Annotated in this window: 28 protein-coding genes; 12 read left to right on the forward strand and 16 right to left on the reverse strand. The window is 53.4% G+C overall.

The window, feature by feature from the left end; all coding sequences use genetic code 11:
* Nucleotides 1-7: 7 nt before the first annotated feature.
* On the forward strand, nt 8-1,462 hold the full coding sequence (locus IE092_RS11235) for a multicopper oxidase family protein (protein ID WP_189357480.1): 1,455 nt from the start codon (nt 8-10) through the stop codon (nt 1,460-1,462).
* Here the strand turns inward: IE092_RS11235 and IE092_RS11240 are convergent, their stop codons facing one another.
* From IE092_RS11240 to IE092_RS11250, 3 genes are read right to left on the reverse strand one after another with little or no spacing between them, the layout of a single operon-like run.
* Entirely contained in the window at nt 1,463-1,912 is a 450-nt protein-coding gene (locus IE092_RS11240) for a hypothetical protein (protein ID WP_189357279.1), read from the reverse strand.
* Nucleotides 1,909-2,802 (reverse strand): tRNA glutamyl-Q(34) synthetase GluQRS, encoded by an 894-nt coding sequence (gene gluQRS / locus IE092_RS11245; RefSeq protein ID WP_189357280.1) that lies wholly within the window; start codon nt 2,800-2,802, stop codon nt 1,909-1,911. Before gluQRS ends, IE092_RS11240 begins: the two co-directional genes overlap by 4 nt.
* Before the next feature lie 5 nt (nt 2,803-2,807).
* A complete protein-coding gene (locus tag IE092_RS11250; protein WP_189357281.1) occupies nt 2,808-3,728 on the reverse strand; it encodes a LysR substrate-binding domain-containing protein in 921 nt (306 codons plus the stop codon).
* 106 nt (nt 3,729-3,834) lie between these two features.
* Here IE092_RS11250 and IE092_RS11255 point away from each other — a divergent pair, with 106 nt between their 5' ends.
* Nucleotides 3,835-4,542 carry a pirin family protein gene (locus IE092_RS11255; RefSeq protein ID WP_189357282.1) on the forward strand — a complete coding sequence of 236 codons (708 nt, stop codon included), beginning with the start codon at nt 3,835-3,837 and terminating at the stop codon, nt 4,540-4,542.
* A gap of 119 nt (nt 4,543-4,661) precedes the next feature.
* Complete coding sequence (locus IE092_RS11260; RefSeq protein WP_189357283.1) at nt 4,662-5,237, forward strand: flavodoxin family protein; 576 nt, start codon at nt 4,662-4,664, stop codon at nt 5,235-5,237.
* 54 nt (nt 5,238-5,291) lie between these two features.
* Here IE092_RS11260 and IE092_RS11265 read toward each other — a convergent pair whose 3' ends face one another.
* From IE092_RS11265 to IE092_RS11320, 12 genes are all read right to left on the reverse strand, one after another.
* Nucleotides 5,292-6,131 (reverse strand): DUF2145 domain-containing protein, encoded by an 840-nt coding sequence (locus IE092_RS11265; RefSeq protein ID WP_189357284.1) that lies wholly within the window; start codon nt 6,129-6,131, stop codon nt 5,292-5,294.
* 2 nt (nt 6,132-6,133) lie between these two features.
* Entirely contained in the window at nt 6,134-6,553 is a 420-nt protein-coding gene (locus IE092_RS11270; protein ID WP_189357285.1) for a hypothetical protein, read from the reverse strand.
* 138 nt (nt 6,554-6,691) lie between these two features.
* Nucleotides 6,692-8,074, reverse strand: a complete 1,383-nt coding sequence (locus IE092_RS11275) for a serine hydrolase (RefSeq protein ID WP_189357286.1) — start codon at nt 8,072-8,074, stop codon at nt 6,692-6,694.
* A gap of 11 nt (nt 8,075-8,085) precedes the next feature.
* Entirely contained in the window at nt 8,086-8,661 is a 576-nt protein-coding gene (locus IE092_RS11280; RefSeq protein ID WP_189357287.1) for a hypothetical protein, read from the reverse strand.
* Complete coding sequence (locus tag IE092_RS11285; protein WP_189357288.1) at nt 8,658-9,212, reverse strand: RNA polymerase sigma factor; 555 nt, start codon at nt 9,210-9,212, stop codon at nt 8,658-8,660. Before IE092_RS11285 ends, IE092_RS11280 begins: the two co-directional genes overlap by 4 nt.
* 168 nt (nt 9,213-9,380) lie before the next feature.
* A complete protein-coding gene (locus IE092_RS11290; protein ID WP_189357289.1) occupies nt 9,381-11,450 on the reverse strand; it encodes a M13 family metallopeptidase in 2,070 nt (689 codons plus the stop codon).
* A 75-nt stretch (nt 11,451-11,525) separates the two neighbouring features.
* A complete protein-coding gene (locus IE092_RS11295) occupies nt 11,526-12,422 on the reverse strand; it encodes a sulfurtransferase (RefSeq protein WP_189357290.1) in 897 nt (298 codons plus the stop codon).
* Nucleotides 12,423-12,512: 90 nt separating this feature from the next.
* Entirely contained in the window at nt 12,513-12,995 is a 483-nt protein-coding gene (locus tag IE092_RS11300) for a GNAT family N-acetyltransferase (protein WP_189357291.1), read from the reverse strand.
* A complete protein-coding gene (locus tag IE092_RS11305) occupies nt 12,992-13,429 on the reverse strand; it encodes a GNAT family N-acetyltransferase (RefSeq protein WP_189357292.1) in 438 nt (145 codons plus the stop codon). Before IE092_RS11305 ends, IE092_RS11300 begins: the two co-directional genes overlap by 4 nt.
* Nucleotides 13,429-14,274: a LytR/AlgR family response regulator transcription factor gene (locus IE092_RS11310; protein WP_189357293.1), complete on the reverse strand. Its 846-nt coding sequence runs from the start codon at nt 14,272-14,274 to the stop codon at nt 13,429-13,431. Before IE092_RS11310 ends, IE092_RS11305 begins: the two co-directional genes overlap by 1 nt.
* Nucleotides 14,271-15,377 carry a sensor histidine kinase gene (locus tag IE092_RS11315; RefSeq protein WP_189357294.1) on the reverse strand — a complete coding sequence of 369 codons (1,107 nt, stop codon included), beginning with the start codon at nt 15,375-15,377 and terminating at the stop codon, nt 14,271-14,273. Before IE092_RS11315 ends, IE092_RS11310 begins: the two co-directional genes overlap by 4 nt.
* Nucleotides 15,378-15,514: 137 nt before the next feature.
* Nucleotides 15,515-16,756: a CaiB/BaiF CoA transferase family protein gene (locus tag IE092_RS11320; RefSeq protein WP_189357295.1), complete on the reverse strand. Its 1,242-nt coding sequence runs from the start codon at nt 16,754-16,756 to the stop codon at nt 15,515-15,517.
* 51 nt (nt 16,757-16,807) lie between these two features.
* Between IE092_RS11320 and ugpQ the strand changes: the two genes are divergently transcribed.
* From ugpQ to IE092_RS11365, 9 genes are all read left to right on the forward strand, one after another.
* Nucleotides 16,808-17,554 carry a glycerophosphodiester phosphodiesterase gene (gene ugpQ, locus IE092_RS11325; RefSeq protein WP_189357296.1) on the forward strand — a complete coding sequence of 249 codons (747 nt, stop codon included), beginning with the start codon at nt 16,808-16,810 and terminating at the stop codon, nt 17,552-17,554.
* A 121-nt stretch (nt 17,555-17,675) separates the two neighbouring features.
* A complete protein-coding gene (locus IE092_RS11330; protein ID WP_229793144.1) occupies nt 17,676-18,002 on the forward strand; it encodes a hypothetical protein in 327 nt (108 codons plus the stop codon).
* Nucleotides 18,003-18,202: 200 nt separating this feature from the next.
* Nucleotides 18,203-20,815, forward strand: coding sequence for an alanine--tRNA ligase (alaS, locus tag IE092_RS11335; RefSeq protein WP_189357297.1), 2,613 nt, complete (start codon nt 18,203-18,205; stop codon nt 20,813-20,815).
* Nucleotides 20,812-21,321, forward strand: coding sequence for a GNAT family N-acetyltransferase (locus IE092_RS11340; protein WP_229793145.1), 510 nt, complete (start codon nt 20,812-20,814; stop codon nt 21,319-21,321). Before alaS ends, IE092_RS11340 begins: the two co-directional genes overlap by 4 nt.
* A gap of 10 nt (nt 21,322-21,331) precedes the next feature.
* On the forward strand, nt 21,332-21,850 hold the full coding sequence (locus IE092_RS11345; RefSeq protein WP_229793146.1) for an NUDIX domain-containing protein: 519 nt from the start codon (nt 21,332-21,334) through the stop codon (nt 21,848-21,850).
* 161 nt (nt 21,851-22,011) lie between these two features.
* On the forward strand, nt 22,012-22,239 hold the full coding sequence (locus IE092_RS11350; protein WP_189357298.1) for a sulfurtransferase TusA family protein: 228 nt from the start codon (nt 22,012-22,014) through the stop codon (nt 22,237-22,239).
* 350 nt (nt 22,240-22,589) lie between these two features.
* Nucleotides 22,590-23,342: an electron transfer flavoprotein subunit beta/FixA family protein gene (locus tag IE092_RS11355; protein ID WP_189357299.1), complete on the forward strand. Its 753-nt coding sequence runs from the start codon at nt 22,590-22,592 to the stop codon at nt 23,340-23,342.
* Between the two features lie 80 nt (nt 23,343-23,422).
* Nucleotides 23,423-24,355 (forward strand): electron transfer flavoprotein subunit alpha/FixB family protein, encoded by a 933-nt coding sequence (locus tag IE092_RS11360; protein WP_189357300.1) that lies wholly within the window; start codon nt 23,423-23,425, stop codon nt 24,353-24,355.
* A gap of 137 nt (nt 24,356-24,492) precedes the next feature.
* Complete coding sequence (locus IE092_RS11365) at nt 24,493-26,283, forward strand: acyl-CoA dehydrogenase (RefSeq protein ID WP_189357301.1); 1,791 nt, start codon at nt 24,493-24,495, stop codon at nt 26,281-26,283.
* Between the two features lie 40 nt (nt 26,284-26,323).
* On the opposite strand, the gene IE092_RS11370 is transcribed toward IE092_RS11365, so the two are convergent.
* A complete protein-coding gene (locus tag IE092_RS11370; RefSeq protein ID WP_189357302.1) occupies nt 26,324-26,731 on the reverse strand; it encodes an NINE protein in 408 nt (135 codons plus the stop codon).
* Nucleotides 26,732-26,742 lie beyond the last annotated feature (11 nt).

Here is a 26,742-nt window from a genome sequence, read left to right on the forward strand (position 1 = left end):
GAACATGATGAATCAACGCAGACAATTTTTTAAACTGGCTGGCCTGACGGGTGCCGCCGTTGCGAGTGCTGCCGTCAGCCGTGTGGCCATGGCCGGACTGCCGGAACCGGTAATCCGTTCCGGCCCCGAAACCGCCGCACCGTATCTGCCGCCGGACGGACGTCCGTATCGGCCAGTGGTGACGCTGAATGGCTGGACCTTGCCGTGGCGTATGAACAAAGGCGTGAAAGAGTTTCATCTGATTGCTGAACCGGTGATGCGTGAATTTGCGCCGGGCATGACGGTGCAGTTGTGGGGGTATAACGGACAAAGTCCGGGTCCGACCATCGAAGTCGTGGAAGGCGATCAGGTCAGGATTTTTGTGACCAACCGTTTACCGGAACACACCAGTATGCACTGGCATGGTCAGCGTTTGCCGAATGGGATGGATGGCGTTTCCGGCCTCACGCAGCCACCGATACCTCCGGGAAAAACCTTTGTGTATGAATTCACCGCGCGGCGTCCGGGCACGTTTATGTACCATCCGCATGCGGATGAAATGACGCAAATGGCAATGGGGATGATGGGCGCATGGGTGACCCATCCTAAACATCCGCATCCGCAGATTGATCAGGTAGACCGCGACTTCATCTTTCTGATCAATGCCTATGATGTGGAGCCCGGTGCATCGGTACCGAATATCATGACCATGAATGATTTCAATCTCTGGTCATGGAACAGCCGCGTGTTTCCGGGGATAGACAGCCTGCCGGTGCGGCAGGGCGATAAAGTACGTATCCGGGTCGGTAATCTGACCATGACGAATCACCCGATTCATATTCACGGACATGAGTTCACGGTGACCGGAACCGATGGTGGTCCTGTACCGAAAACAGCGCGCTGGCCGGAGGTAACGACGGATGTCGGTGTCGGGCAAATGCGCCAGATTGAATTCATCGCCGATGAACCAGGCGACTGGGCGTTCCACTGCCATAAGAGCCATCACACCATGAATGCGATGGGACATAATCTGCCGACCATGATTGGTGTTGATCAGCGTGCAGTCGCCAGAAAAATCCATCAGCTGATTCCGGGTTACATGGCGATGGGCAGTAATGGTATGGCGGAAATGGGCATGATGGAAATGCCGCTGCCTGAAAACACGCTGCCGATGATGACCGGTGAAGGGCCGTTCGGTTCACTGGAAATGGGCGGCATGTTTACTGTGCTGAAGGTGCGCAAAGATCAGAAGCCGGGTGACTACACCGATCCCGGCTGGTATGAAGCACCGGCAAATACCCGGGCGCGTTTGTATGAAGGGCCTTTACCGGAATCGCTGCGCCAGAAATCCGTTCAGAAATCTGTGAAGGATGCAGGTAAAGCTGCAGATGTACACAGCGGACATCAGGGACATGTGATGCCGGAAAAAGCCAGTGAGGATGCAGCGCTGAAAGTGGTGAAGCCGCGTCAGCATCAGCACTGATCAGCGTACTGCCGGCGGTTCCGGTGGCGGCAGCATTGCTTCCAGTTCCGCCACGCTGCTGAGAATTTCTGTGGTTGTCCAGTTGCGTGTCAGCCAGATCGTCAGGGCACTGACGGCCAGCTGGCGCGCAGCCGGATTAATCGCTGATCCGTTCTGGCGAAAGTGGTGCGCGGCAATCCGGCCGGCAAACAGCGTCATCGGTTCCGGCATCTGATCCGCCGTCAGGATATAGCTGACCGGATTCAGTTTCTGATCCTGCGGTGCGCCCTGAAAACCGGCCTTATCCCACAGCGCCTGCTGGTCGCGTATCGAGATCAGTCTGGCCGGTTTATCCGGCATTTTGCTGAAGCTGCTCAGCCCGAACTGATACAGACTCCACGGGATGCCGTGTACCAGTAACAGCAAAAAGCCAATCGTCAGGCTGATGCGTTTTACCCATCGTAAATTCATAAATCCCCCGGATATTGTGCTGCCCATGCAGCGGTGGCTGCTTGCCAGAATTGTTCTGATGTTTGTATGCCGGACGGTAATGTCAGTCCGAGAAAGGCGGCAGCCGGTTTCAGTGCTTCGGATAACAAATCATTATCGCCGCGGTCAAATGCGATTGCACCGGTTTGTTTGGATAATTTTTCGCCATCCGGATTATTCACAACAGGTACATGGAGATAATGTGGTGCAGGTAAGCCCAGACATTCCTGCAGATACAATTGTCTTGCCGTGGAATCGGTCAGATCTGCACCGCGCACGATGTGCGTAATACCCTGCGCACCGTCATCCACCACCACAGCCAGCTGATAAGCCCAGAAGCCATCGGCGCGTTTTAACACGAAGTCGCCGACCTCAGTCGATAAATCCTGTTGCAAAGGTCCGAGTAAGCGATCTGTGAAATGCCGGATCGCGGTTTCGCCGTCCGGCACCCCCAAGCGCCATGCGCGCGGGCTGCGGCCCGCTGCCAGACCGTTGCGGCAAGTGCCCGGATAGACAAGGCTGGCAGTGTCGCCGAGCCGCAGACGCGAATCGGCAATTTCACGGCGCGAACATCCGCACGGATACACCAGCGTCCCCAGTTGCTGCAAAGCGGCTTCGTACAAAGGCTGGCGCTGACTTTGCCAGACCACATCACCATCCCAGTGCATGCCGCAGCGCTGCAGCGTCTGCAGAATGGCGTGATCGGCACCGGCGACATTGCGGTCAAAATCCAGATCTTCAATGCGCACCAACCAGCGTCCATGATGGGCGCGTGCGTCCAGATAACTGGCCATCGCCGCGACCAGTGATCCCAGATGTAAGGGGCCGGTAGGCGAGGGCGCGAACCGGCCGGTATAAGCAGTAACAGTCATGTTTTTTATTGATAGCCGAGCAAATGCTGTTGCACTGCCGGGTCACTCAGTTTATCGACAAACCAGCGCAGAGCTTTACCCCGGTGGCTGCTGCGCCAGACTAAGCGGTTGCTGCCGGTGGGTTTGCTGTTGACGGTTTGTTTTTCGATCAGCCGCCGGTTTTGCAGATACGGCATCGCCAGCCGGCGCGGTAAATGACCGCATCCCAGCCCCGCCAGTTGCGCGGCCAGTTTGGCTTCCAGCGTTGGTACGGTCAGCACATCCTGTCCGCTGAACAAGCCTGCCGTCATCGACGGCAGTTCGCGGCCAGTGTCGCCGACCGCAATCGCACGATGTGCCTGTATCACGCTGGCGGGTAAGGGATCGGGAATCGCGGCCAGCGGATGCCCGGGCGCAACGGCAAATACCCAGTCGATATCGCCCAGCAATTTCGTCTGAAACTCACCCTGCATGCGTATGGTTTCCGGCCCGTCGTAGGCGGCACCAATTGCCAGATCGGCACGGCCCGAGGCCATGGCTTCCCAGACGCCGGACAGCACTTCCTGCGAAATCCGCAGGCGGGTGCCGCATTCCTGTTGCTCAAATTCACGGATCAGCGGAATCAGATCATCAAAACGGATAATGCCGTCGATCACGATACGGAATTCGGCTTCCCAGCCTTTGGCGGTGCGCCGCACCTGATTTTCCAGTTGCTGCGCCGCTTGCAGCAAATGCCGCCCCTGCAGCAGCAATTCTTCGCCGGCCTCGGTCAGCCGCGCTTTATGTCCGCGCCGGTCAAACAGCAGTACATCCAGATCATCTTCCAGCTTGCGCACGCTGTAAGTGATGGCGGAAGGCACTTTATCCAGTGCTTCAGCAGCGGCCGCAAAGCTGCCTTTACGGGCAATGGCGTCCACAATCTGCAGGGATTCCAGCGTCAGATTCATAGAGTTCAAAAAATTTGAATGATTTCGTGCAAATTTACCCCTCAACTCCGCAGACGACAAGAGCTATAGTGCATCTCAGCAATCAATTTTTTTGAACAGGTGACGTATGAAAGCAATCAGATTAGCGCAGGACCGTGGTTACGCCGAGCATGGCTGGCTGAAATCCTTCCACAGTTTTTCGTTTGCGGAGTACTACGATCCGCGTTTCATGGGCTTTGGCCCGCTGCGGGTGATTAACGATGACTGGATCGCGCCGGGTATGGGTTTCGGTACCCATCCGCATCAGAACATGGAAATCATTACCTATGTGCTGGACGGCGCAATTGCGCACAAAGACAGCATGGGCAATGGCAGCACGATTCTGCCGGGCAATGTGCAGTACATGAGTGCCGGCACCGGTGTGCGTCACTCAGAATTCAATCCGGATACCAGACAGGCCACCCGCCTGCTGCAAATCTGGATACAGCCGGATGTGACCGGCGTGGCGCCGCGCTATGACGAAAAAACCTTCAGCCGCGAAAGTAAGGACGGCAAGCTGGCGCTGGTGGTATCGCCGGACGGGCAGGATGGTTCGATCGCGATTCGTCAGAATGCCCGCTTGCTGATCGGTATGTTCGACGGTGCGCAAAGCCAGCAGCTGCCGCTGCAGGCAAATCGCCTGACTTACGTGCATCTGGCACGCGGTACGCTGGAAGTGAACGGTGTCAGCATGAAAGAAGGGGATGCGCTGATGTTGTCCGAAGAAAATCTGCTGGAGATCAGCGCCGGTCAGCAGGCAGAAGTCCTGGTGTTTGATTTACCGCGTCTGGGCTGAGTGGTCACAGTTCCGCAGTGAATGTTTTGTAACCCGTGCGGCAACACATTGCCGCTCAGACATACCGGACGTATCAGATGTATGTCGTTTCTTATTGAATATTGTAAAAGGAATCCATCATGAAAAAAGTCGCTATCGTATTTCACTCTGGTTATGGCCACACTGTGAAAGCTGCTGAAGCCGTGCAGGCAGGCGTGATTGCAGGTCAGGCAGAAGCGCATCTGGTTGCTATCGGCGCCGAAGGCACACTGACCGACGAGCAATGGGCAACGCTGAATACCGCGGATGCCATCGTGTTCGGCAGCCCGACATACATGGGTATGGCTTCGTGGCAGTTTAAGAAATTTGCCGATGCCACATCCCGCATCTGGTTCACACAGGGCTGGAAAAACAAACTGGCAGCAGGCTTCACCAATTCGGCAACCATGAACGGTGATAAAGCTTCCACCATCAATTACCTGTTCACGCTGGCACAACAGCACGGTATGTTGTGGGTAGGTACCGGTTTGCTGCCATCCAACAGCAAAGCAGCGCAGCGTAATGACATCAACTACATCGGCGCATCGGCTGGCCTGATGACCGTTTCGCCTTCTGATTCCACACCGGAAGAAGGCCCGCTGCCGGGTGATCTGGAAACGGCGAAACTGTTTGGTCAGCGCATTGCAGAAACAGCAGCACGTTTGCTGCCAGCCTGAGCCGCATCGCTGTAAAACAAAACCGGCATGCTGTGAAGCCTGCCGGTTTTTTCTTTATTTACGCTCCGGCATGCCGCCGTCTATTTCCAGAGTGTTTTCGGTCAGCGCATGTTCCCACATGAATTGCTGCACGGATTCCACTGTGACAGTTGCAATTTTTCCTGCCATACGATCACCGAAAGGATGATCATCAAAGCGGATGTTGGCGCGAAACATCCTTGCACCGAGTCGTGTCATGGCGGGAACATCAATCACATCCGGTTTGTATTGCATGGCTCTCAGCCAGCGCTGGGCTTCGCTGCGCTTGTGTACACGCGGATCGGCTGCCGTGGCCAGCAATTCCAGTCCCCACTGATTCGAATTCTGGTAGCGGGTGCTGAAGGCATATGACAGCATATTGTATTGAGGTTCATGTAAAGCCAGCGCAGTACCGTCGCTGATTCTTGCCAGCATTGCCTGCTGCAGTGGCTGTGGCGGAATCAGGATCAGGCTGCGGAAGCGGAACATATCATCCAGAAAAAAATTACCCAGTCCTTCTTCGAACAAGCCGGAGCCGGATGTGCCGCAATGATTCAGTTCATGCAGTACAAACCAGCGTCCGTCCGGCATTTTGCGGATCACACCCAGATGGGAATACACCAGATGATACTGACTCAGATCCTGACCGGCGCGGGCAATGATGGCGAGTTCAGCACCGCTGTCATTCAGCGCTTCCTGCACTTTCAGCGCGAAATTCATAGCCTGCATGATTTTACGCGCGTCAGGCGGAGCATCATCACACGCAGTGCCGGCGTGCGCTGGCAGCGTTTGCCAGCACAGCAGCAGACAACTCAGAAAGACGATCAGCCGGAAAAAGCGCAGGCCGGTTTCCGGCAGGACAGGGCGGACAGGCATGATTACTGTACACGGCGATGATGCAGTAAAGCTTCACCGGCTTCGTTCGGAATAAATGCCAGTGCCTCGCCCGAAACCACCAGCAGATAGCCGGAAGCGACCACGGTCACTTCGATAATGGTGCCGCTGGTAATGGCTGCTTCTTTGATCGCATTACCGGATAACTTCAGCGTCACGCTGGCAGCATCGCCTGATGCTTTGGCAACGACAACCACGCTGTCACCGGTTTTTTGCGCAGTTTGTACCACCAGATAGCCGGAGGCTTTCAGGATAGTCAGGCTGCCCGCTACCACCAGAGCCGTACCAAATGAAGCGGCTTGCGATGATTGCCCTGAAGCTTCAGATAAGCGGTCGGCTGCGACTGCTGATGTACTGATGGCGATGGCGGTGATGAGGGAAACGATGCGAACGGAAAAGACCATGACAAACTCCTGTGAAGCATGTCATCCGGTGGATCACATGGCTGAGCTTACGTTGTAGCACAGTGTTTTGTGATCCACACCGCGTATCCGGTAAGCGCCTGAAAAGGCTACTGTCAGGCGACTTTTGCGCTGCTTTTTTCAGTCAGCCAGTTTCTTGCCGGGAATGCGCTGACCATTTTGCTGTAAAGTCAGCTGGCTGATAACACCGTTGGCATCACGCTGAAAGGTGATGACAGCGCCGACTTCCGCGATTTCAAAACTGTCTTCCGCAATGACTGCCGCACGGAATGCAGGCTGGCCAGTTGCCTGTATCGTCAGGCTGTTGTTACCGGGAACCACGCTGATGATGAAAGCCGGGGTCAGTGCGTAGCGACCTGTATATTGCTGCAAGGCTTCAGCTGATAAACGTATCGCCTTGCGTTCAGGAATCTGCTGCGGAAACAGGGCGGCAATGCCAAGGGATTCCGGCGAACGTGCAGTATTGGTCAGTACGATCACCCCCAGTTTTCCGTCCGCACTGAAACCGGCAAAGCTGGCGTAGCCGCCGGTCATCCCGTTATGCCAGACCAGCTCACCGCCATGCATATTGCTCAGATGCCAGCCGAGCGCAATCCGCGTTTTTGGCATTGTGGTATCCCGTTGCGCAGTCTGCACCAGCTTTTCTGCTGACGGCTGATCACTGCGTGCTGCCGCCATCAACACCTCCAGATAACGCAGCATGTCAGTGGCATCGGAACGCACTGCACCGGCTGCTGCCATTGCATCAAAATCCCATCCGGAAACTGGCTTGCCGCTGGCATCGTGTCCGCCCTGCAAGCGTTTTTGCAGATCAGCGCTGAGTTGTATGCCTGTGGAAGGCATGCCGAACGGTTTGATGATTTCGTCTTGAATCAGTTGCTCAAACGGCTTGCCGGATACAGCAGCAAGCGCGCAGCCCAGCATGCCGTAGCCAAGATTGGAGTAAGCGTATTTACCTTTTTCCGGCAGGCTTTTTATTGTATTAAGATAAGTATTGAGATGTTTCTGCATATAGTCCGCATAGGGATTTGCCATGTTTTTGGGTTGCAAATTTTCCGGCAGCCTTGGCAAGCCGGAAGTATGGGTTGCCAGATCCAGCCAGCTGATATGCAGGTCGGAAGTTGCCGGTGGCATGCATTCAGGCGCGAGCTCTGCTACGGGCTGTGCTGCTGGTATACGGCCCTGATGAATTTGCTTCGCCAGTATCAGCGCCGTCATGGTTTTGGTCAGTGAACCGATTTCGTAAATGCTGTTCTTATCCGGTACAGCCTGGCCTTTGGCACTGAATCCGGCAAACTGATGGCGCTGACCATCGGTGATTCCGATGACGACGCTGGCGAATTCTCCGTCTTCCACTTTCTGACGGATCAACTGTTGTACTTTGTCGTGCAGCAGTGTTTGTGGTGCTTCCGGTGTTTCAGCATATGCAAAGCAACAGACTGCAGAAATGAAAGCAGTTGCTGCTGCAGATTTCAGAAGTGACAGATGACGAGGACGATACATGATCGCTTTCCTTACTCAGAAACAGAATGTTGATCGAGACGCTGAATTTCTTTTTGCACACGGCGTGCTGCAAGCCAGTTGGCGAGCAAAACCAGTGCGAAGATCAGGGCAATCGCCAGATTGGCCAGCAAGCCGCGGGCAAATGGTGCACCGGCGCTGAGTTCCGTTTCCACACCCCAGCGAAATACCACAGTACCGGGAATCAGCGGGCCCAGATACCATAACCAGACTGCACGTAATGCGTCACGCTGCCGTACCAATTGCTGACGGTAAAACTGACTGCAGCCTTGTTGCGCGAGTTGCTGCGGTAAGGTCGCTGCCGATGCACGGCGGTGCAATTGCCACGCGACGGTACATGTTCCCAGAATGACCAGTACGCTGCCACTGCGCATCAGCGGTGTGGCAAAACTGAACCAGTAGCCGGTAAATACCCCGATCACCAGCACACAGGCAGCATATTCGAGCAGGTTCCGGAACAGCACACTGCGTTCCAGTCCGCGCGCTTTTTTTCTCAGATCATCCACTGTCCAGTGCAATTCAGGCACTGGCTGGTTTTGCCATAAAGACTGAATATCATCATGACTCATGCTGCAACTCCTTTTGCCTGCAAGCGGCTGCTTAATAAAGATTTGATACGGTGAATTTTGGTAGCGACATTGCGTGCCGATAAACCTGTGACTTCAGCAATACTGGCGGCGTCGATACCTTCCAGATACATCAGCATCACTTCGCGGTCAGGCGGCCCCATCTGATAAATCAGACGAAACAGGCGTTGCAGATCCAGTTGTCTGTCGGTGTTTTCCATGTCGCTGTGCTCACAGATAAGATCTTCTGCATCTTCCAGCGGCACATAATGCTGCTCTGTCGTGCGCAGACTTTTTTGTACATGACTGACGCCGACGTTATGGGCTACCCGGTACACCCAGGTGCGCACAGAACACTGTTCCTGAAATCCGGCAAAGCTTTGCCAGAGCGCCAGATGCACCTCCTGCAGTAATTCCTGCTGCCGCGCAGTGTCACGCTCGTAGCCAGCGGTTAATCGCGCAATACTGGGACCGAATTCGCGTATGGCGGCGAGGTAACGCTGCTCCTGCAACTGTTCGCCACTTCGCGTTTTTTGATGAAATAGTCTCAGCATGTTTTGAAAATTGTTGTCATGTGATGTTGTGTGTACAGAGATAGTCAGCGGCTGCCGGACTTTCTTACACCGTGACGCAAAATTTTTTTACACAAGCTACACAAAACAAAACAGCTGAATCCGGATAAAGGATTCAGCTGTTCGGGGCTTGCCTGAACTGGTCAGGAATTACCAGAGTTTGACGCGCTGTTCCGGAGGCAGATACATATTGTCGCCCGGCTTCACATCAAATGCTGAATAGAATTCCGGTGTGTTCCGCAGGCTGCCGTTCACACGGAATTCCCCCGGCGAATGCGGGTCGGTTTTCACCAGCATAATTGCGCGGGACTCGCGGGCTTTGAAGCGGCGTGCCTGCGCCAGACCGAAGAACAGTCGCTGTTCAGCGCTGTAACCATCAATCACCGGAGCAGGTTTGCCTTCCAGTGACAAATGATAGGCTTTGATCGCCATCACCAGACCGGCATTGTCAGCAATGTTTTCACCCAGTGTCAGTTTGCCATTCAGGAAATAACCGGCAACAGGACTGTACTTATTGTATTGCTCTACCAGAATGCCGGTGCGTTGTTCAAACTTCTGACGGTCCTGCTCAGTCCACCAGTTACGCAGATTGCCATCGCCGTCATATTGCGAGCCGGAATCATCAAATGCATGGCTGATTTCATGGCCAATCGAAATGCCGAGGGCGCCGTAGTTGAAAGCATCATCAGCTTGCGGATTGACCAGAGGCGCCTGCAGACGCGCTGCCGGGAACACGATTTCATTCATTTCCGGGCTGTAGTAGGCATTCACGGTTTGCGGCGTCATATGCCAGACACTGCGCTCAACCGGTTTGCCCAGATGGGCGATTTCACGCGCATGATCTGCGGCGCGGATGCGGCGGATATTGCCGATCAGATCGTCTGCTTTAATTTGCAGGGAACTGTAATCACGCCACTGATCCGGATAGCCGACTTTAACGCTGATTTTGGAGAGTTTGATTTTGGCCTGTTTTCTGGTTTCTTCACTCATCCAGTCCAGCGTATCAATACTCTGGTCAAAGGCTTTCAGGAAGTAATCCACCATCTTACGGACACGGGCTTTGCGTTCCGCAGGGAAATGATTTTCCACATACAGTTTGCCAACGGCTTCGCCGAGCATCTGGTCCGTCAGTTCGACGCCGCGTTTTTCGCGGCTGCGGTTTCTCTCAATGCCGGACAATACTTTGCCACGGAAGGCGAAATGCGCATCTGTATAAGCATCGGTCAGATACGGTGCGTAAGCATCCAGTAACTGTGTAGTCAGATAGGCTTGCCAGACTTCGGTACTGAACTGGCCAATAATCTGCTGCAAACCTTGCAGATACGAGGGTTGCATGACCTGCACTTCTTTGATTGTAACGCCGGCGTGCTGGGCTTTCAGCCATGCCTGCCACTGAATGGACGGTGTCAGTTTTTGCAGTTCAGTAACAGAGAGTTTGTTGTAGACCTTCACCGGATCGCGGTTTTCCACATTGCTCCATTGCGCTTTGGCAATCGCTGTTTCCAGTTCCAGTACCTGCGCTGCGTGCTGTTCTGCTGCTTTGTCACCGCTCTGCGACAGCAGGGTTTGCACGTATTGCAGATAGGCGGCGCGCGCCTGTGTCATGCGGGCATCGTCCTGCTTCAGATAGTAGTCACGGTTTGGCAATCCCAGGCCTGCCTGCGACAACACCAGCAGATAAGCACTGGATTGACGCGCATCCTGTTCGACTGCTGCTGCAAACGGTGTGCGCACTCCGGCTTGCTGCATTTGTGCAAACAAAGCGGCTAATTGCTTTTTGTCTTTCAGTGCGGCAATGGCTTTCAAATCGGCTTGTAATGGTTGCAGGCCCAGTTCGGCCAGCTTGCCGGTATTCATAAAGCTGTTGTACAGATCACCGATTTTCTGCGCATTGCTGCCTTTGGTGCTGGCTGCATTCGCTGCGGCTTGTTCGACGATGGCTTTTAACTGTTGCTGCACCAGTTCGCGTGCCTGAATGAAACCACCCCAGTCCGAACGGTCAGCCGGAATCTCCGTTGCTTTCAGCCATCCGCCTTGCGCATGGCGGTAGAAATCGTCCTGCGGACGTACGGCAGCATCCATTTGATCGCGTACCACGCCGGAAACGGTACTTGCAGCAGTCTGAGCGGCAGTTGCGGAGGATTGCGCTTGCAGGGAAGGTGTCCAGAGTGTCAGCAGGGCAGCCGACAGGGTGCTGAGCAGCAAAGGCTTATTGGTCATGGTATGTGCTTTATCTTGCGTAAAGCAGCATAGACCTGTGGCCGGAACGGAAGTTCCGGCCGGTTTCAGAGTAGATCAGACGCCGGCACCTGCAGCAGGTTCTGCACGACCCGAGTGTTCTTTTTTACAAATCGGGCAGGATTTGCCGGGGACATACCACGGTGACAATTGCTGGCGCGGAGTAATCACAGCACGGCAGGCGAAACATTGCTTGGTATCCGTGGCTTCCAGTTGCGGATTGAGTGCGGTACGGTAATCAAAAACAAAGCAGTCGCCGTGATAATGCGCACCGCCAACTTCTTCGAAGTATTTCAGAATGCCGCCTTCCAGCTGGTACACGTGATCAAAGCCTACGTTCTGCATATGGATTGCCGCTTTTTCACAGCGAATGCCGCCCGTGCAGAAGGTCACCACGGTTTTGTCTTCCAGTTCAGGACGGTGTTTTTCGACAATTTCCGGAAACTCAGTGAATTTCTGGATACGGTAGTCGATGGTGTTGTCGAAACTGCCCACATCGACCTCGTAGTCATTGCGGGTATCCATCATTACAACCGGACGACCTGCATCATCATGACCCTGATCCAGCCAGCGTTTCAGGGTTTGCGGATCAACGGCCGGTGCACGGCCTTCTTCCGGACGAATCAGCGGTTTGCGCATAGTGATGATTTCCTGCTTCACTTTCACCAGTAAGCGGGTGAACGGTTGACGGTCAGAAAAACTTTCTTTCGCCACCACATCCGCAAAGCGCGGGTCCTGATGCAGCCAGTCCATGTACGCATCGATTTCATGACGAAAGCCCGCCAGAAACATATTGATGCCTTCCGGCGTCAGCAGGATCGTACCTTTCAGATTCAGTGCAGCGCACTGATCGTAATAACGCTGACGTTGTTCTGCATGGTCTTCAAATGTGATGAATTTATATGCAGAAATATTAACGTAAGGATTTTCTTCGGTCAGAGTAAGGACGGACATAATAAGTGGCAGATTGCAGCAGATAATCCGCCATTATAGTGCGCTGCCGGTCAGATGCCGGAATAGCCCTGCAGAATTTGCGGTCGTTGTTCATGTGTCCGAACGGCGCAGCATATCCTGATGTTCGATGCCGTCTTCCAGATACACCGCAGAAACCGGTTCAAAGCCAAAGCTGCGGTAAAACTTGTCCAGATACAACTGCGCGCCGATCTGGATATCCTGCCCCGGATAATGCTGTTGCAAATACTGAATGCCTTGCTGCAGCAGCGTTTTACCGGCACCGCTGCCTCTGGCGGCTTCTGTCGTCAGTACCCGTCCGAGCGACGGCTGCGGATAGCTGAGTCCGGGCGGAACGATACGCATATAGGCAGCCAGCTCGCCGTCTGCTGTGTAAGCCATCAGGTGCAGACAATGCGGGTCTTTACCATCCACTTCCTGATACGGGCAATTCTGTTCAACCACAAACACCGCGATGCGTGCTTTAACGATGTCATGCCATTGTGTCAGTGATAATTCGGAAAAAGGAAGGCACTGCCATTGCAGCGGTAAAGCGGCGGAAGCTTGCAAATTCATCGTACAGATTTCATCAGGTATTTGGGAGATTCAGTATAACCCTGACGCGCATAAAAGCGGTGTGCATCGGTACGACGGCTGTGGCAATGGACTTCTATCCGGTCGCAATTGCGCGCTCTGGCGAGTTCCGTTGCGCGTACTTCCAGTAATGCACCGATACCCTGACCACGTACATCATCACCGATACAGAAATAGCTGATACGGCAAAAGTCACCCGCCAGTGCCAGTTGCGGAATAAAGTGCAGCGACAAAACACCGTATAGTCGCCCGTGTTGCTCGGCGACCAGCAAGCGGGCATCTGGATGCAACAGCAGCGTTTGAATGCGCTGTCCGATAAACGGCTCGGTATCGGGATAGCCGAGGCTGGCTAACAGTGTCGTGATTTCTGCAGCATCGGCCGCGGTGGCATCGCGGATCTGAAGTTCTTTGCTCATTACATTTGACGGAACAAGTGGGCATACACTCGGCTGACGGGCAGTTTGGCTTCACTGTTGCGCAGGCGCAGTGTTATTTTTCCTGCTTCATCCCGCTGTGCCAGACTGACTTCGCGGATGTTGACGACGGTACTGCGGTGAATTTGCCAGAACAGCGATGTATCCAGCTGTGGCAGTAAGTCGCGCAGACTGCTGCGTATCAGCGACTCATGATCACGCGTTACCACGTTGATGTATTTGTCGGTTGCCTCAAAATACAGTACGTCTTCGACCGGAATCATACGGATATTGTTGCCAACTGCAGCACGGATGACGCGCAATGGTTCAGTCGTTTTGGTTGTGGTGGCCAGACCTTGCAATTGGCCAGATGGTAAAAGATTTTGTAATTGCGTAATTAAGTTGTCGAGTGCCGGCGTGCCAGTGCTGACAGCGCTTTCTGCATTCTGATCGCTGCTGCTTTCGGCAGATAGCTGCTTTTGCAGACGGGTAACGGTGCGGCTGAGACGCTCTTCGCTGACTGGTTTCAGTACGTAGTCACTGGCACTGTGTTCAAATGCCTGCACAGCAAATTCATCATATGCGGTGACAAAGACAATGCGCGGGAAAGTGGTCTGATCCTGCCATTCTTCCGCCAGTTCCTCCGCTACTTCGAGTCCGGTTTTGCCCGGCATCTTGATATCTAAAAACAGAATATCCGGCTGATGTTCCAGTGTCAGTTGGACTGCTTCCGGCCCGTTTTCTGCCAGTGCGATGATTTGCAGTTCCGGCCATAACTTTTCCAGATGTTTTTTCAGCGTCAGGGCCAGAATCGGTTCATCTTCGGCAATCAGGGCTCTTACATTCATGGCAGTTTCTCGTTCGTTTCAAGTTTCAGATTCAACGGTAAGCGCAGTTCTGAGACCGCCCCCGCTGGCTGGTTGGCATATAAATGAAAGCCGGCGCTATCGCCATATAAGGCTTGCAAACGCTGGCGCAGATTGGCATTGCCGACATGATTTCCGAGTGCGTCCGGTCCCGGAATGGCTTCCGGCTGGTCAGGGAGACCAAGGCCGGTATCGACAATACGGATCACCAATTGCTGTTGCTCCTCAGAGGCACTGACAATCAGCGTGCCACCACTGATCGCTGGTTCCAGCCCGTGTTTGATGGCGTTTTCAACCAGTGGTTGCAGCAGCATCGGGGCGATACGGGCCTGTGCGAGTGATTCCGGCAGGTTTGTCTGGTATTGCAGGCGTTTGCCCATGCGAATCGCCAGCAACTCCAGATAGGCTTTGATCAGGGTGAATTCCTGTGCCAGTGAGGTTTCAGCGGCACGCGATGCCTGCAGTGTTGCGCGCATGTAGGTGATCAGTTGCGCCAGCATATGCTGGGCACGATCCGGATCGAGTGCAATCAGCCCCTGCAAATTCGCCAGCGTATTGAACAGCATATGCGGTTCGATCTGTGCCTGCAGCATTTGCAGCTGGCTTTGTACCGCCTGACGCTCAATCGCTGCAGAGCGCGCCTTCTCGGCTTCTGCCGCTGCCTGTAATTCTGAAATGCGGGCACGGTTCCACATCGACCATGCACCGATCGTTGCAGCAACCGCGCTGACGCTGAGAATGGCTTCGTAATAATGCAGCTGGTTTTTCAGGACTGCCTGCACCGGATACGCATATATCCATGCAGAAATCATGGAGCCTGTGAAATAGCCGACCGGGGTCAGCAGCAGCGTTGCCACAATCACGCCTGCCAGAGGTATTTTTTCTTTACGCCAGATGGCTCTGCATGTGCCGTGCACCATGAAAAAGCAGCAATAGCCTATGCAGTTGGAGAACACCAGATTTTCAATAAAACTGATGTTCCGGGTCATCAGTTTGCTGATCAGCAATGCGCACAGCAGATTGATGATAAATACATGCAGCAAGCGTTGCAGCAAAGGACGTCGGGTGAACTGAATGTAGCGCATGAATGGATCCGTCATCGTGAATACGCAATCAGATTAATGCGGAAGCCGGAGCAGGGCAGCAGCTGTGCGACCAATTGCTGCCTGTAGTCGCCAGATGCCGTAAATACGGCGTGGCTGGTTGCCCCGCTTCGGGCGATTCAGATGATGCCTTGCCCGGACAACGCCGTGATCTGCTGTTCGCTGTAACCGAGTACAGATGCAAGAGTCTGCGCGGTATGCTGACCCAGCATGGGCGGTGGATTCTGATACTGCACCGGCGTTTCTGATAAGCGCATCGGGCTGGCTACCAGCTTTACTTCACCGGCAGCGGGATGCGGCATATTGATTTCCATATTGCGCGCTTTTACCTGAGGATCATCAAACACTTCGTGTAACTGATTGATCGGGCCACAAGGGACACCGGCTTCTTCCAGTGCAGTGATCCATTCCTGTTTGGTTTTGGTTCTGACCATGTCTGCCAGTACCGGTACCAGAATGTCGCGATGACGAACACGTGCCGGATTGGTGGCGAAGCGTTCATCGTCAGCCAGTTCCGGTTTGCCGCCAATGGTGACGAACTTACGATACTGACTGTCGTTACCGGCGGCGACGATGATGTGGCCGTCTGCAGTCGCGAAGGTCTGGTAAGGCACGATATTCGCGTGCGCATTGCCCCAGCGCTTCGGCGACTGGCCGGTGGTCAGGAAATTCATATTCATATTCGCCAGCATGGCGACCTGCACGTCCAGCAGTGCCATATCGATGTACTGCCCCTCACCGGTACGCTCACGGTGATTCAGTGCAGCCAGCACGGCAATGCTCGCATACATACCGGTCATCAGATCGGCAATCGCAACACCGGCTTTTTGCGGGCCGCCACCCGGTAAATCATCGCGTTCACCGGTCAGAGACATAAAACCACCCATGCCCTGTACGATAAAGTCGTAACCGGCACGGTGCGCATACGGGCCGTCCTGTCCGAATCCGGTAATCGAGCAGTACACCAGATCCGGCTTGATCTGTTTCAGGGATTCGTAATCCAGTCCGTATTTTTTCAGCTGACCGACTTTATAGTTTTCCAGCACCACATCGGATTTGGCGGCCAGATCGCGGATGATTTGCTGACCTTCCGGCGTGGCAATATCTACCGTGATTGCGAGCTTGCCACGGTTGGCAGTCAGGTAATACGCCGCTTCAGAAGTCGCTTGTCCGTCCTGATCTTTCAGATACGGAGGTCCCCAGCTGCGTGTGTCATCACCGCTGCCCGGACGCTCCACTTTAATGACTTCCGCTCCCAGATCTGCCAGATTCTGTGCGCACCACGGACCAGCCAGTACGCGGGTCAGATCAAGTACACGAATATGCCCTAAGGCGGTTTTTGGTAATTCTGTGGAACGCATCCTGGAGTATCCTGTGAGGAAATCAATGAAACGGAAAACGGAGGAAAAAAGATGTGGCCGTATCCCAAAGTTTTAGCCCACCGTGGTGCCGGTACGCTGGCACCGGAAAACACGATGGCAGCCATGCGCTATGGCTGGGAACACGGTTTTGCCGCTGTGGAATTCGACGTGATGTTATCAAAGGATCAGCGTCCTGTGGTTATCCACGATGAGGAATTCGGCCGGACTGTTGCAGGAAGTGGCAAGGTGTCCGGGCATGATGCAGATTTCATCATGCAGCAAGATGCGGGAGCCTGGTTTTCTGCCGACTGCAAGGGAGAGCCTGTGCCGGACTACGCATCTGTGGTGAATTTTTGCCGTTCCAGAGGTATCTGGATGAATGTGGAGATTAAACCCGCGCAGGGCTATGAAAGGGAAACCGGTCTGGTGGTAGCAGCGGAAACGCTGCAATTGTTTGCCGACCTCAGCCCTGTCGATAAACAGCACCTGCCTTTGTTCTCTTCGTTTTCCCGTGCAGCATTGCTGGCCGCACATGAAGTCGCGCCGCATATTCCGCGCGCTTTGCTGGTACGTGAGGCTGGTCCGGACTGGAAACTGCATTTGCAGGAAGTGGGTGCCAGTGCTTTGCATATTCGTCATGATTGCCTGACGCGTGATCTCGCCGCGCAAGTCAAAGATGCTGGCTATGGCTTGTTCTGTTACACCGTGAATTCGCCTGAACGTGCCAGAGAGTTGTTGTCATGGGGCGTTGATGCGTTCTGCACCGACCGCATTGATCTGATTCCCGCAGATTTCTGAAGTATGTACAAAAGGCTACAAAGCGCTACAAATTCAGGTCAGCGCTTTATCGCGGGCTGCGTTGAGGATACAAGAGCTCTGAACAACCCGTAACGACACTTCTACATCTGAGGAGAAATCCATGAAAGCACTGCGCATCGCCCTGATCACTCTGGCAAGTCTGATGGTTGCACCGGTTTTTGCACAAAATACGGAAACACCGCGCATCGATAAACGTGAAGCACGTCAGCAGCAGCGTATTGCTCAGGGCGTTAAAAGCGGTGAGCTGACAGCGAAAGAAACCGCCAATCTGGAAAAACGTGAAGCAAAAATTGAAGCCGACAAACAGGCTGCCAAAGCCGACGGCGTGGTGACCAAGCAGGAGCGTGCGAAGCTGACACATGAAGAAAATGTCGCCAGCCATAAAATCGCTGAAAAAAAGCACAATAACCGTCGCGTAACACCATAAACGCAGTAATTACGTACTGTTAATGCAGATTTATGTCTGGTTCTGACCGGAAAACGCCGCGAAAAGCGGCGTTTTTTGTTGCGCAGGCGGCAATCTTGGCGAGTTTTGCTGACCGTTGAACCAGACTGTGCTGGCAGGCTGGCTTTATACCGTATAATCGGATCTTACTTTTGACTGAATGGCTCTATAGCTCTTTATCTATGAAATCGTCCGAAATCCGCGAGAAATTCCTCAGTTTTTTCGAATCTAAAGGACACACACGTGTCCGTTCCTCCAGCCTGGTACCGGGCAACGATCCGACCCTGCTGTTCACCAACTCCGGTATGGTGCAGTTCAAAGATGTATTCCTTGGTCAGGATCAGCGCGCGTACACACGTGCCACCACAGCGCAGCGCAGTGTGCGCGCCGGTGGTAAGCACAACGATCTGGAAAACGTCGGCTATACCGCACGTCACCATACCTTTTTCGAAATGCTGGGTAACTTCTCCTTCGGCGATTACTTCAAAAAAGATGCGATCAGCTATGCATGGGAATTGCTGACCACTGTCTACAATCTGCCGGCTGAAAAGCTGACAGTGACCGTGTATCACGAAGATGATGAAGCCTACGACATCTGGAAAAACGAGATCGGCGTACCGGCAGAACGCATCATCCGCATCGGCGACAACAAAGGCGCACGCTACGCATCCGACAATTTCTGGCAAATGGCAGACACTGGTCCTTGCGGTCCGTGTACGGAAATTTTCTACGACCACGGCCCGGACATCTGGGGTGGCCCACCGGGATCGGATCAGGAAGATGGCGACCGCTTCATCGAAATCTGGAATCTGGTGTTCATGCAATTCAATAAAGATGAGCACGGCGTACTGCATCCGCTGCCAAAACCATGCGTCGATACCGGCATGGGTATGGAACGTTTGTCTGCAGTATTGCAGCACGTCCACTCCAACTATGAGATTGATACTTTCCAGGCACTGATTAAAGCGGCTGCACGCGAAACCGGCTGTACCGATCTGGAAAACAAATCTCTGCGCGTGATTGCGGATCATATCCGTTGCGTCGCTTTCCTGATCGTGGACGGCGTAATTCCGGGGAATGAAGGTCGCGGCTACGTGCTGCGCCGTATCACCCGTCGCGCACTGCGTCACGGCCATAAACTGGGTCAGACTCAGCCGTTTTTCTTCAAACTGGTTGCAGATCTGGTTGTTGAAATGGGTAATGCATACCCAGAGCTGGCAGAGCAGGCAGCCCGTGTTGCGGATGTGATTCGTCAGGAAGAAGAGCGCTTCGGTGAAACACTGGGCAACGGTATGAAGATTCTGGAGGCGGCACTGGCAAAAGACAGTGCGAATCTGGATGGCGTAACCGCTTTCACTCTGTACGACACCTACGGCTTCCCGCTGGATCTGACCGCCGATATTTGCCGTGAACGCAATGTCGCACTGGACGAGGCCGGCTTCAACGCAGCGATGGAAGCTCAGCGTGAAAAAGCGCGTGAAGGCAGCAAATTCAAAATGAATGCAGCGCTCGAATATGCCGGCGATAAAACCCGCTTTACCGGTTACGAGCAACTGGCGCATGAAGCAAAAATCGTCGCGTTATATGTCGATGGCGTTGCGGTAAACGAGGTGAATGCTGGTCAGAACGCGATCGTGGTACTGGACACTACACCGTTCTACGCGGAATCCGGTGGTCAGTGCGGCGATGCCGGTGTACTGCTGGGTAGCGATGGTGCGGTGTTTGCCGTTAGCGATACCCTGAAAATTCAGGCAGATGTTTTCGGTCACCACGGTGTAGTCACAACAGGCAAACTGACCATCGTGCAAAACGTGAAAGCAGAAGTGAATCAGGAGCGCCGCGCAGCAACCATGCGTAATCACTCGGCAACCCATCTGATGCACAAAGCGCTGCGCGAAGTACTGGGCGCGCACGTGGCACAGCGTGGCTCGCTGGTCGATCCTGACAAAACCCGTTTCGACTTCAGCCACAATGCGCCGATGACAGATGAAGAAATCCGTCAGGTAGAAGCGATTGTGAACCGTGAAATTCTGGCTAACCAGGCGACCCGTGCACAGCTGATGGCATTTGATGATGCTGTCAAACACGGCGCGATGGCTTTGTTCGGTGAAAAATACGGCGACGAAGTACGTGTACTGGATATCGGTTCCTCACGCGAACTCTGTGGTGGTACGCACGTCAGTCGCACCGGCGATATCGGTCTGTTCAAAATTGTTTCTGAAGGTGGTGTGGCTGCCGGCATCCGGCGTGTTGAGGCCGTAACCGGCGAGGCCGCGCTGGCTCTGGTACAGCAACTGAACAATACTGTCGCACAAGCTTCCGCAGCATTACGTACGCAACCGGAAGAATTGCTGAACCGTATTGCCCAAGTGCAGGATCAGGTCAAAGGTCTGGAAAAAGAACTGGCGACACTGAAATCCAAACTGGCTTCCAGTCAGGGTGACGAGCTGGTGCAACAAGCAGCAGACATCAAAGGCATCAAAGTTCTGGCAGCAACGCTGGAAGGTGCAGACGTGACTGCATTGCGCGAAACCATGGATAAGCTGAAAGACAAGCTGAAAACGGCTGCCATCGTTCTGGCGTCTGTCAGCGACGGTAAAGTCTCACTGATCGCTGGTGTGACAGCAGATTCAACAGGCAAGATCAAGGCTGGTGAACTGGTGAATTTTGTCGCTCAGCAAGTCGGTGGCAAAGGTGGTGGTCGTCCGGATATGGCACAGGCAGGTGGTACCAATCCTGCAGCATTGCCAGCTGCACTGGCGGCGGTGAACGACTGGGTAGCTGGTAAATTATGATCACCATCCGCCGTGCCGGGCCGGCGGATGCTGCGCAATTGCAGCGTATCAGCGAGGGTGCCGCCGCCTATGGTGGCACTCTGCAATTACCTTATTCTTCTGTCGATGTCTGGGCTGAACGTTTGCGTCAGTCGTCCGGTGACGACATCGTATTGGTTGCTGTTGACGGTGAAGAGGTCGTCGGCAGCGCTGGTCTCCATCCCGAAAAAAAGCGTCGCCGTGCACACGTAGCAATGCTGGGTATTACTGTTGCAGAATCCCATACTGGTCGCGGTATCGGCAGTTTGCTGATGGCTGAGCTGGTACGTCTTGCCGACAATTGGATGCACTTGCTGCGGATCGAGCTGACGGTCTATACCGATAACGAAGCAGCGATTCATTTATATCGCAAATTTGGCTTTGAAACGGAAGGCCGGTTAAGGGCTTACGCATTGCGTGACGGCCAGTATGTTGATGCCTTTTGCATGGCACGTTTGCATCCTCATCCTCCTCAACTGCCAGTCTGAAAGGAAACACTTGGACCTGCGATATTGCCCGGTTTGTGCAAAAGAACTGACGCAACGCGCTGATGCCGATGATGGGCAAAAGCTGCGTCAGGCTTGTCCGGACGAGCACTGGGTGCACTGGAATAATCCTGTTCCCGTACTTGCAGCGATCGTGGAATATCAGGACAGAGTTTTGCTGGCGCGTAACGCACTGTGGCCGGAAGGGCATTTTGCGCTGATTGCCGGTTTTCTTGAGCAGGGTGAGTCGCCGGAACTCGGGATTGCACGCGAAGTGGCGGAGGAAACCGGCTTGCAGGCTGATCAGGTCAGTCTGGTCGGTGTCTACGGCTTTGAACGCAAAAATCAGCTGATTATTGCTTATCATGTGCGCGCCAGCGGAGAGGTGAGTCTGTCACCTGAGCTGGCAGAATTCAAGCTTGTAAAACATGAGGAAATATCTCCCTGGCCAGCGGGTACCGGTCCGGCACTATTTGACTGGCTGCGGGCTCAGGGTTATCAGCCTGCCTACAGCGAATGGGGTGCTGGCTGATTTTGCACTGAATTAGTGCAAAATGAAGGTAAAATTTCGTTAAGACTTTAAAGTTTTGTTGCATCTGTGTTGCGTTGCACCATATTGATGAAAAATTCTTGTAGAATTGGTGCATCGTTGTAGTGTGAGCGGTGAACTTATTCGCCAGTATGGGAAATATCATGCAAATCAATAAAGAACTTGATGCACGCGGACTGAATTGTCCACTGCCGATTCTGAAAACCAAAAAAGCGCTGGCAGAAATGCTGACAGGGGAGATCCTGCATGTGCTGGCAACAGATCCAGGCTCTGTGCGCGATTTCAAAGCGTTTTCCAAGCAGACCGGCAATGAACTGGTTGCGCATCAGGAAAACACTAACGAGTTTGAATACTTCATTAAGCGCAAATAAATTTTGCGCTCTTGAAAATAAGCTGACTTGCACAACCCGCTGATGCGGGTTTTTTTGTTGCATCTTTGAGATGTAAATTCCTTTTTTTTCAGCTGTTGATGATGCTGTGCATCATTCTTTGCGACATTTAGATAATCCGCTCTAACGTCGCGCAACAAAAAAAGGAACGATCGTGCTAAATTGCGCAAAATGTTGCCGGATTCGATTTATAATCCCTGAGATTTACGTATACGTCAATTTGCCCGGAATGGTGCACAATGTCAGTCGGGTGAAGCGACCGCAGCTTGCTGCATCCGCATGACCAATCAACAGTATTTTTTCTGTATTCCTCATTACATAAAGGCAGAACTATGAAAGTCCTGGTACCAGTAAAACGAGTCGTTGATTACAACGTCAAAGTACGTGTGAAAACAGACGGCACAGGCGTTGATATCGCCAATGTGAAAATGTCGATGAATCCTTTCGATGAAATCGCGGTTGAAGAAGCGACCCGCCTGAAAGAATCTGGTGCAGTCACTGAAGTAGTTGCTGTTTCTGCCGGTGTAACGCAATGCCAGGAAACACTGCGCACTGCAATGGCAATTGGCGCGGACCGCGGCATTCTGGTGGAAACCGATGCTGAACTGCAGCCTCTGGCAGTGGCAAAGCTGCTCAAAGCAATCGCTGATAAAGAGCAGCCGCAACTGATTATTCTGGGTAAACAGGCAATCGATGATGATTGCAATCAGACTGGCCAGATGCTGGCAGCATTGCTGGGCTGGCCGCAGGCAACTTTCGCATCGAAAGTGGTTGTCGCAGATGGTAAAGCCACGGTTACCCGTGAAGTGGATGGCGGTCTGGAAACGGTTGCACTGACACTGCCAGCGATCGTGACAACGGATCTGCGTCTGAATGAACCACGTTATGTGACGCTGCCGAACATCATGAAAGCGAAAAAGAAACAGCTGGATGTTGTGAAGCCTGCAGATCTGGGTGTGGATGTGACTTCCCGTGTGAAAACGATCAAAGTTGCAGAGCCTGCAAAACGCAGCGCCGGTATCAAAGTTGCTGATGCAGCGGCACTGGTCGAAAAACTGAAAACCGAAGCGAAAGTCATCGGCTGAGCGCTGACGGCATCAAAACGGATTTGTGATTGAATTTGTACAGCAGGCAAGCCTGCTGAATAACATAAGTGGATACCATCATGACTACACTCGTCATCGCTGAACACGACAATGCTGCACTGAAAGGCAGCACTCTGAATACCGTTACTGCTGCAGTGAAATGCGGCGGTGATGTACACGTTCTGGTTGCAGGCCACAATGCTGCAGGTGTTGCAGCAGCGGCAGCGCAAATTGCCGGCGTTTCTAAAGTATTGCACGCAGATGCTGCGCATTTTGCGCACGGTCTGGCAGAGAACGTTGCTGAGCAAGTGCTGGCAGTTGCCGGTGGCTACAGCCATATTCTGGCGCCTGCTACTTCTTTCGGTAAGAACGTGCTGCCACGCGTTGCAGCGAAACTGGATGTCGCACAGATTTCTGAAATCACCAAAGTAGAATCTGCTGACACGTTTGAGCGTCCTATCTACGCCGGTAATGCAATCGCAACAGTGCAGTCTGAAGACGCGGTCAAAGTGATTACTGTGCGTTCAACAGGCTTTGATGCTGCAGCAGCGACTGGCGGCAGTGCGGCTGTTGAGACTGTTGCAGCTGTTGCTGATTCCGGTAAGTCTGCATTCGTCAGCCTGGAAGTTGCGAAATCGGATCGTCCTGAACTGACAGCGGCGAAAGTAATTGTTTCCGGTGGCCGCGGTATGGGTTCCGGTGACAATTTCAAAATTCTGGAACCGCTGGCAGATAAGCTGGGTGCTGCAATGGGTGCATCCCGTGCTGCTGTGGACGCAGGTTTCGTGCCGAATGACTGGCAGGTTGGTCAGACTGGTAAGATCGTTGCGCCGCAACTGTATATCGCGGTCGGTATTTCCGGCGCGATCCAGCATCTGGCAGGTATGAAAGACTCCAAAGTGATCGTTGCGATCAATAAAGATCCTGAAGCGCCGATTTTCTCGGTTGCTGACTACGGTATCGTTGGTGACTTGTTTGAAGTAGTTCCTCAGCTGGTCAAAGAACTGGGCTGATTTGCAAGCTAAAACCGGCTTTCGGGCCGGTGCCGGGGCAGAGTTGGTATTTGGTCGCGCCATTGACAGCATGGTCTTTGTTGTTGTGACTCATTGCTGATTTTGCCCCTTTTTCTTTTTTATTCTTGGGAAATGCTATGAGCTATGTCGCGCCTGTAAAAGATATGCTGTTCGTGATGAATGAACTGGCGAATCTGGCTGAAGTAAATGCCTTGCCTGGTTGTGAAGATGCAACACCTGAAACTGTGGAAGCAGTACTGGAAGAAAAAGCGAAATTTACTAGTGAAGTGATTGCACCGCTGAACTGGGAAGGTGATAAAGCACCGAGTTACTGGCATGATGGTCAGGTTACTACAACCAAAGGCTTCAAGGAAGCGTTCCGCATGTTTGCGGAGGCTGGCTGGCAGGGCGTCCAGCATCCGCAAGAGTTCGGCGGTCAGGGGCTGCCTAAGCTGGTGGCGACACCTTGTCTGGAAATGCTGAATGCGGCAAATATTTCCTTTGCGTTGTGCCCTTTGCTCAGTGATGGCGCGATCGAAGCATTGCTGACAGCGGGTTCCGATGAGCAAAAAGCAATCTATCTGGAAAATCTGATCTCCGGTAAGTGGACCGGGACGATGAATCTGACTGAGCCGCAGGCCGGTTCCGATCTGGCACTGGTGCGTTCCCGTGCTGTTCCGCAAGGTGATGGCACTTATAAAGTATTCGGCACCAAGATTTTCATCACTTACGGTGAACATGATATGGCTGAAAATATCATTCACCTGGTGCTGGCGCGTACTCCGGATGCACCGGAAGGCGTCAAAGGTATTTCTCTGTTTATCGTGCCGAAATTCCTCGTGAATGCTGATGGCAGTCTCGGTGCGCGTAATGATGCGCACTGTGTTTCTATTGAACACAAACTCGGTATTAAGGCAAGCCCGACTGCAGTACTGCAGTTTGGTGATCACGGTGGTGCGACCGGTTATCTGGTTGGTGAGGAAAATCGTGGTCTCGAATACATGTTCATTATGATGAACGCAGCGCGATTCGGCGTTGGTATGCAGGGTATTGGTCTGGCAGAACGTGCGTACCAGAAAGCGGTTCAGTACGCGCGCGACCGCGTGCAGTCACGTGATCTGGCGGGTTCTGCCGGTCCGGTAGCGATTATTCACCATCCTGACGTGCGCCGTATGTTGATGTCGATGCGTGCGCAGATTGAAGCTTCCCGTGCGCTGGCTTATGTGGCCGCATCCTACAGCGATATGGCGCATCATCATGCAGACGCAGAAGTACGTAAGCAAAAGCAGGCTGTGTACGAATATCTGGTGCCTATCGTCAAAGGATGGTCTACCGAATTGTCGCAGGATGTGACTTGTACCGGTGTGCAGGTGCACGGCGGTATGGGCTTTATTGAAGAAACCGGTGCGGCACAGCATTACCGTGACGCAAAGATTCTGACGATTTACGAAGGTACAACAGCAATTCAGGCGAATGACCTGGTTGGTCGTAAAACCGCACGTGACGGCGGTGTGGTAGCACTGGCAATTCTGGCACAGGTTCGTGCAACTGAAGAGGCATTGGCGCAGTCAGGTGATGCGCAGTTGCAGGCAATTCAGCACCAACTGGCGCAGGGCAGTGCAGCGCTTGAAGACGTTGTGAAATACGTTGTTGCGAATGTTAAATCTGACATTAAAGGCGTGTTCTCCGGCAGCGTGTTGTATCTGAAGCTGGCGGGTATCGTGCTGGGTGGCTGGCAAATGGCACGTGCGGCACTCATCGCGCACGAGAAGCTGCAGACCGGTGATGCTGATAAGGCATTCATGGAAGCCAAAATTGTGACAGCACGCTTCTTCGCTGACCACATTCTGTCTGCAGCGCAGGGTATGCGTTCTGCGATTGTCGACGGCAGTGCCGGTGTTATGGGCTTGCCTGAAGAAATGTTCTGATGAATGTATTCGGCGGGAGGTGGCTGGAGTTCTCCGGAAATCAGCCGTAGGCACCGCCGGTCAGCATTAGATCCAGTGCTCTGGCCAGAATCGCCAGAATCAGGATGGCCGTCAGGCCGGCAGTCAGTACCAGAATCAATGCTAACTGCCAGCCGGATGCGCTGGGATGCTCACTGAGTGTGTTATAGTGCGCGTCCCACTTTTCATCGCTTTGCAACCCGCTGAACAGTGCGCTGATCAATCCGGTCAGTGCGGCTGCAATCATCGGGCTCCAGGTCAGCAGACCCGGGGTGCCAAAGTAAGTGTGTTGTAACCACAGGCTCAGCGGGAAACTGGCTGCTAACAGCCATCCTGCGGGATCTTTTCTGCCGCGCAGATAAAAGCGGTGTGCTCCGGTCCAACCCAGCGTACTTGCCAGCAATGTGGCGGTGGTTTTGTTTTTATGCATCACAATTCTCG

Source organism: Cognatundibacterium squillarum (genome assembly GCF_014652435.1).
Lineage (GTDB): Bacteria > Pseudomonadota > Gammaproteobacteria > Burkholderiales > Burkholderiaceae_D > Undibacterium > Undibacterium squillarum.

What these genes read in the sequence shown, in the direction of transcription:
- IE092_RS11260 (WP_189357283.1), top strand. Translation starts at nt 4,662, where the DNA reads ATGAAAAAAGTCGCTATCGTATTTCACTCTGGTTATGGCCACACTGTG.
- IE092_RS11240 (WP_189357279.1), bottom strand. Translation starts at nt 1,912, where the DNA reads ATGAATTTACGATGGGTAAAACGCATCAGCCTGACGATTGGCTTTTTG.
- IE092_RS11275 (WP_189357286.1), bottom strand. Translation starts at nt 8,074, where the DNA reads ATGTATCGTCCTCGTCATCTGTCACTTCTGAAATCTGCAGCAGCAACT.
- IE092_RS11330 (WP_229793144.1), top strand. Translation starts at nt 17,676, where the DNA reads ATGAAAGCACTGCGCATCGCCCTGATCACTCTGGCAAGTCTGATGGTT.
- IE092_RS11255 (WP_189357282.1), top strand. Translation starts at nt 3,835, where the DNA reads ATGAAAGCAATCAGATTAGCGCAGGACCGTGGTTACGCCGAGCATGGC.
- IE092_RS11305 (WP_189357292.1), bottom strand. Translation starts at nt 13,429, where the DNA reads ATGAGCAAAGAACTTCAGATCCGCGATGCCACCGCGGCCGATGCTGCA.
- IE092_RS11315 (WP_189357294.1), bottom strand. Translation starts at nt 15,377, where the DNA reads ATGCGCTACATTCAGTTCACCCGACGTCCTTTGCTGCAACGCTTGCTG.
- alaS (WP_189357297.1), top strand. Translation starts at nt 18,203, where the DNA reads ATGAAATCGTCCGAAATCCGCGAGAAATTCCTCAGTTTTTTCGAATCT.
- IE092_RS11365 (WP_189357301.1), top strand. Translation starts at nt 24,493, where the DNA reads ATGAGCTATGTCGCGCCTGTAAAAGATATGCTGTTCGTGATGAATGAA.
- IE092_RS11300 (WP_189357291.1), bottom strand. Translation starts at nt 12,995, where the DNA reads ATGAATTTGCAAGCTTCCGCCGCTTTACCGCTGCAATGGCAGTGCCTT.
- IE092_RS11285 (WP_189357288.1), bottom strand. Translation starts at nt 9,212, where the DNA reads ATGCTGAGACTATTTCATCAAAAAACGCGAAGTGGCGAACAGTTGCAG.
- IE092_RS11280 (WP_189357287.1), bottom strand. Translation starts at nt 8,661, where the DNA reads ATGAGTCATGATGATATTCAGTCTTTATGGCAAAACCAGCCAGTGCCT.
- IE092_RS11370 (WP_189357302.1), bottom strand. Translation starts at nt 26,731, where the DNA reads ATGCATAAAAACAAAACCACCGCCACATTGCTGGCAAGTACGCTGGGT.
- IE092_RS11295 (WP_189357290.1), bottom strand. Translation starts at nt 12,422, where the DNA reads ATGTCCGTCCTTACTCTGACCGAAGAAAATCCTTACGTTAATATTTCT.
- gluQRS (WP_189357280.1), bottom strand. Translation starts at nt 2,802, where the DNA reads ATGACTGTTACTGCTTATACCGGCCGGTTCGCGCCCTCGCCTACCGGC.
- IE092_RS11360 (WP_189357300.1), top strand. Translation starts at nt 23,423, where the DNA reads ATGACTACACTCGTCATCGCTGAACACGACAATGCTGCACTGAAAGGC.
- IE092_RS11350 (WP_189357298.1), top strand. Translation starts at nt 22,012, where the DNA reads ATGCAAATCAATAAAGAACTTGATGCACGCGGACTGAATTGTCCACTG.
- IE092_RS11270 (WP_189357285.1), bottom strand. Translation starts at nt 6,553, where the DNA reads ATGGTCTTTTCCGTTCGCATCGTTTCCCTCATCACCGCCATCGCCATC.
- IE092_RS11250 (WP_189357281.1), bottom strand. Translation starts at nt 3,728, where the DNA reads ATGAATCTGACGCTGGAATCCCTGCAGATTGTGGACGCCATTGCCCGT.
- IE092_RS11235 (WP_189357480.1), top strand. Translation starts at nt 8, where the DNA reads ATGAATCAACGCAGACAATTTTTTAAACTGGCTGGCCTGACGGGTGCC.
- IE092_RS11265 (WP_189357284.1), bottom strand. Translation starts at nt 6,131, where the DNA reads ATGCCTGTCCGCCCTGTCCTGCCGGAAACCGGCCTGCGCTTTTTCCGG.
- IE092_RS11290 (WP_189357289.1), bottom strand. Translation starts at nt 11,450, where the DNA reads ATGACCAATAAGCCTTTGCTGCTCAGCACCCTGTCGGCTGCCCTGCTG.
- ugpQ (WP_189357296.1), top strand. Translation starts at nt 16,808, where the DNA reads ATGTGGCCGTATCCCAAAGTTTTAGCCCACCGTGGTGCCGGTACGCTG.
- IE092_RS11355 (WP_189357299.1), top strand. Translation starts at nt 22,590, where the DNA reads ATGAAAGTCCTGGTACCAGTAAAACGAGTCGTTGATTACAACGTCAAA.
- IE092_RS11340 (WP_229793145.1), top strand. Translation starts at nt 20,812, where the DNA reads ATGATCACCATCCGCCGTGCCGGGCCGGCGGATGCTGCGCAATTGCAG.
- IE092_RS11320 (WP_189357295.1), bottom strand. Translation starts at nt 16,756, where the DNA reads ATGCGTTCCACAGAATTACCAAAAACCGCCTTAGGGCATATTCGTGTA.
- IE092_RS11310 (WP_189357293.1), bottom strand. Translation starts at nt 14,274, where the DNA reads ATGAATGTAAGAGCCCTGATTGCCGAAGATGAACCGATTCTGGCCCTG.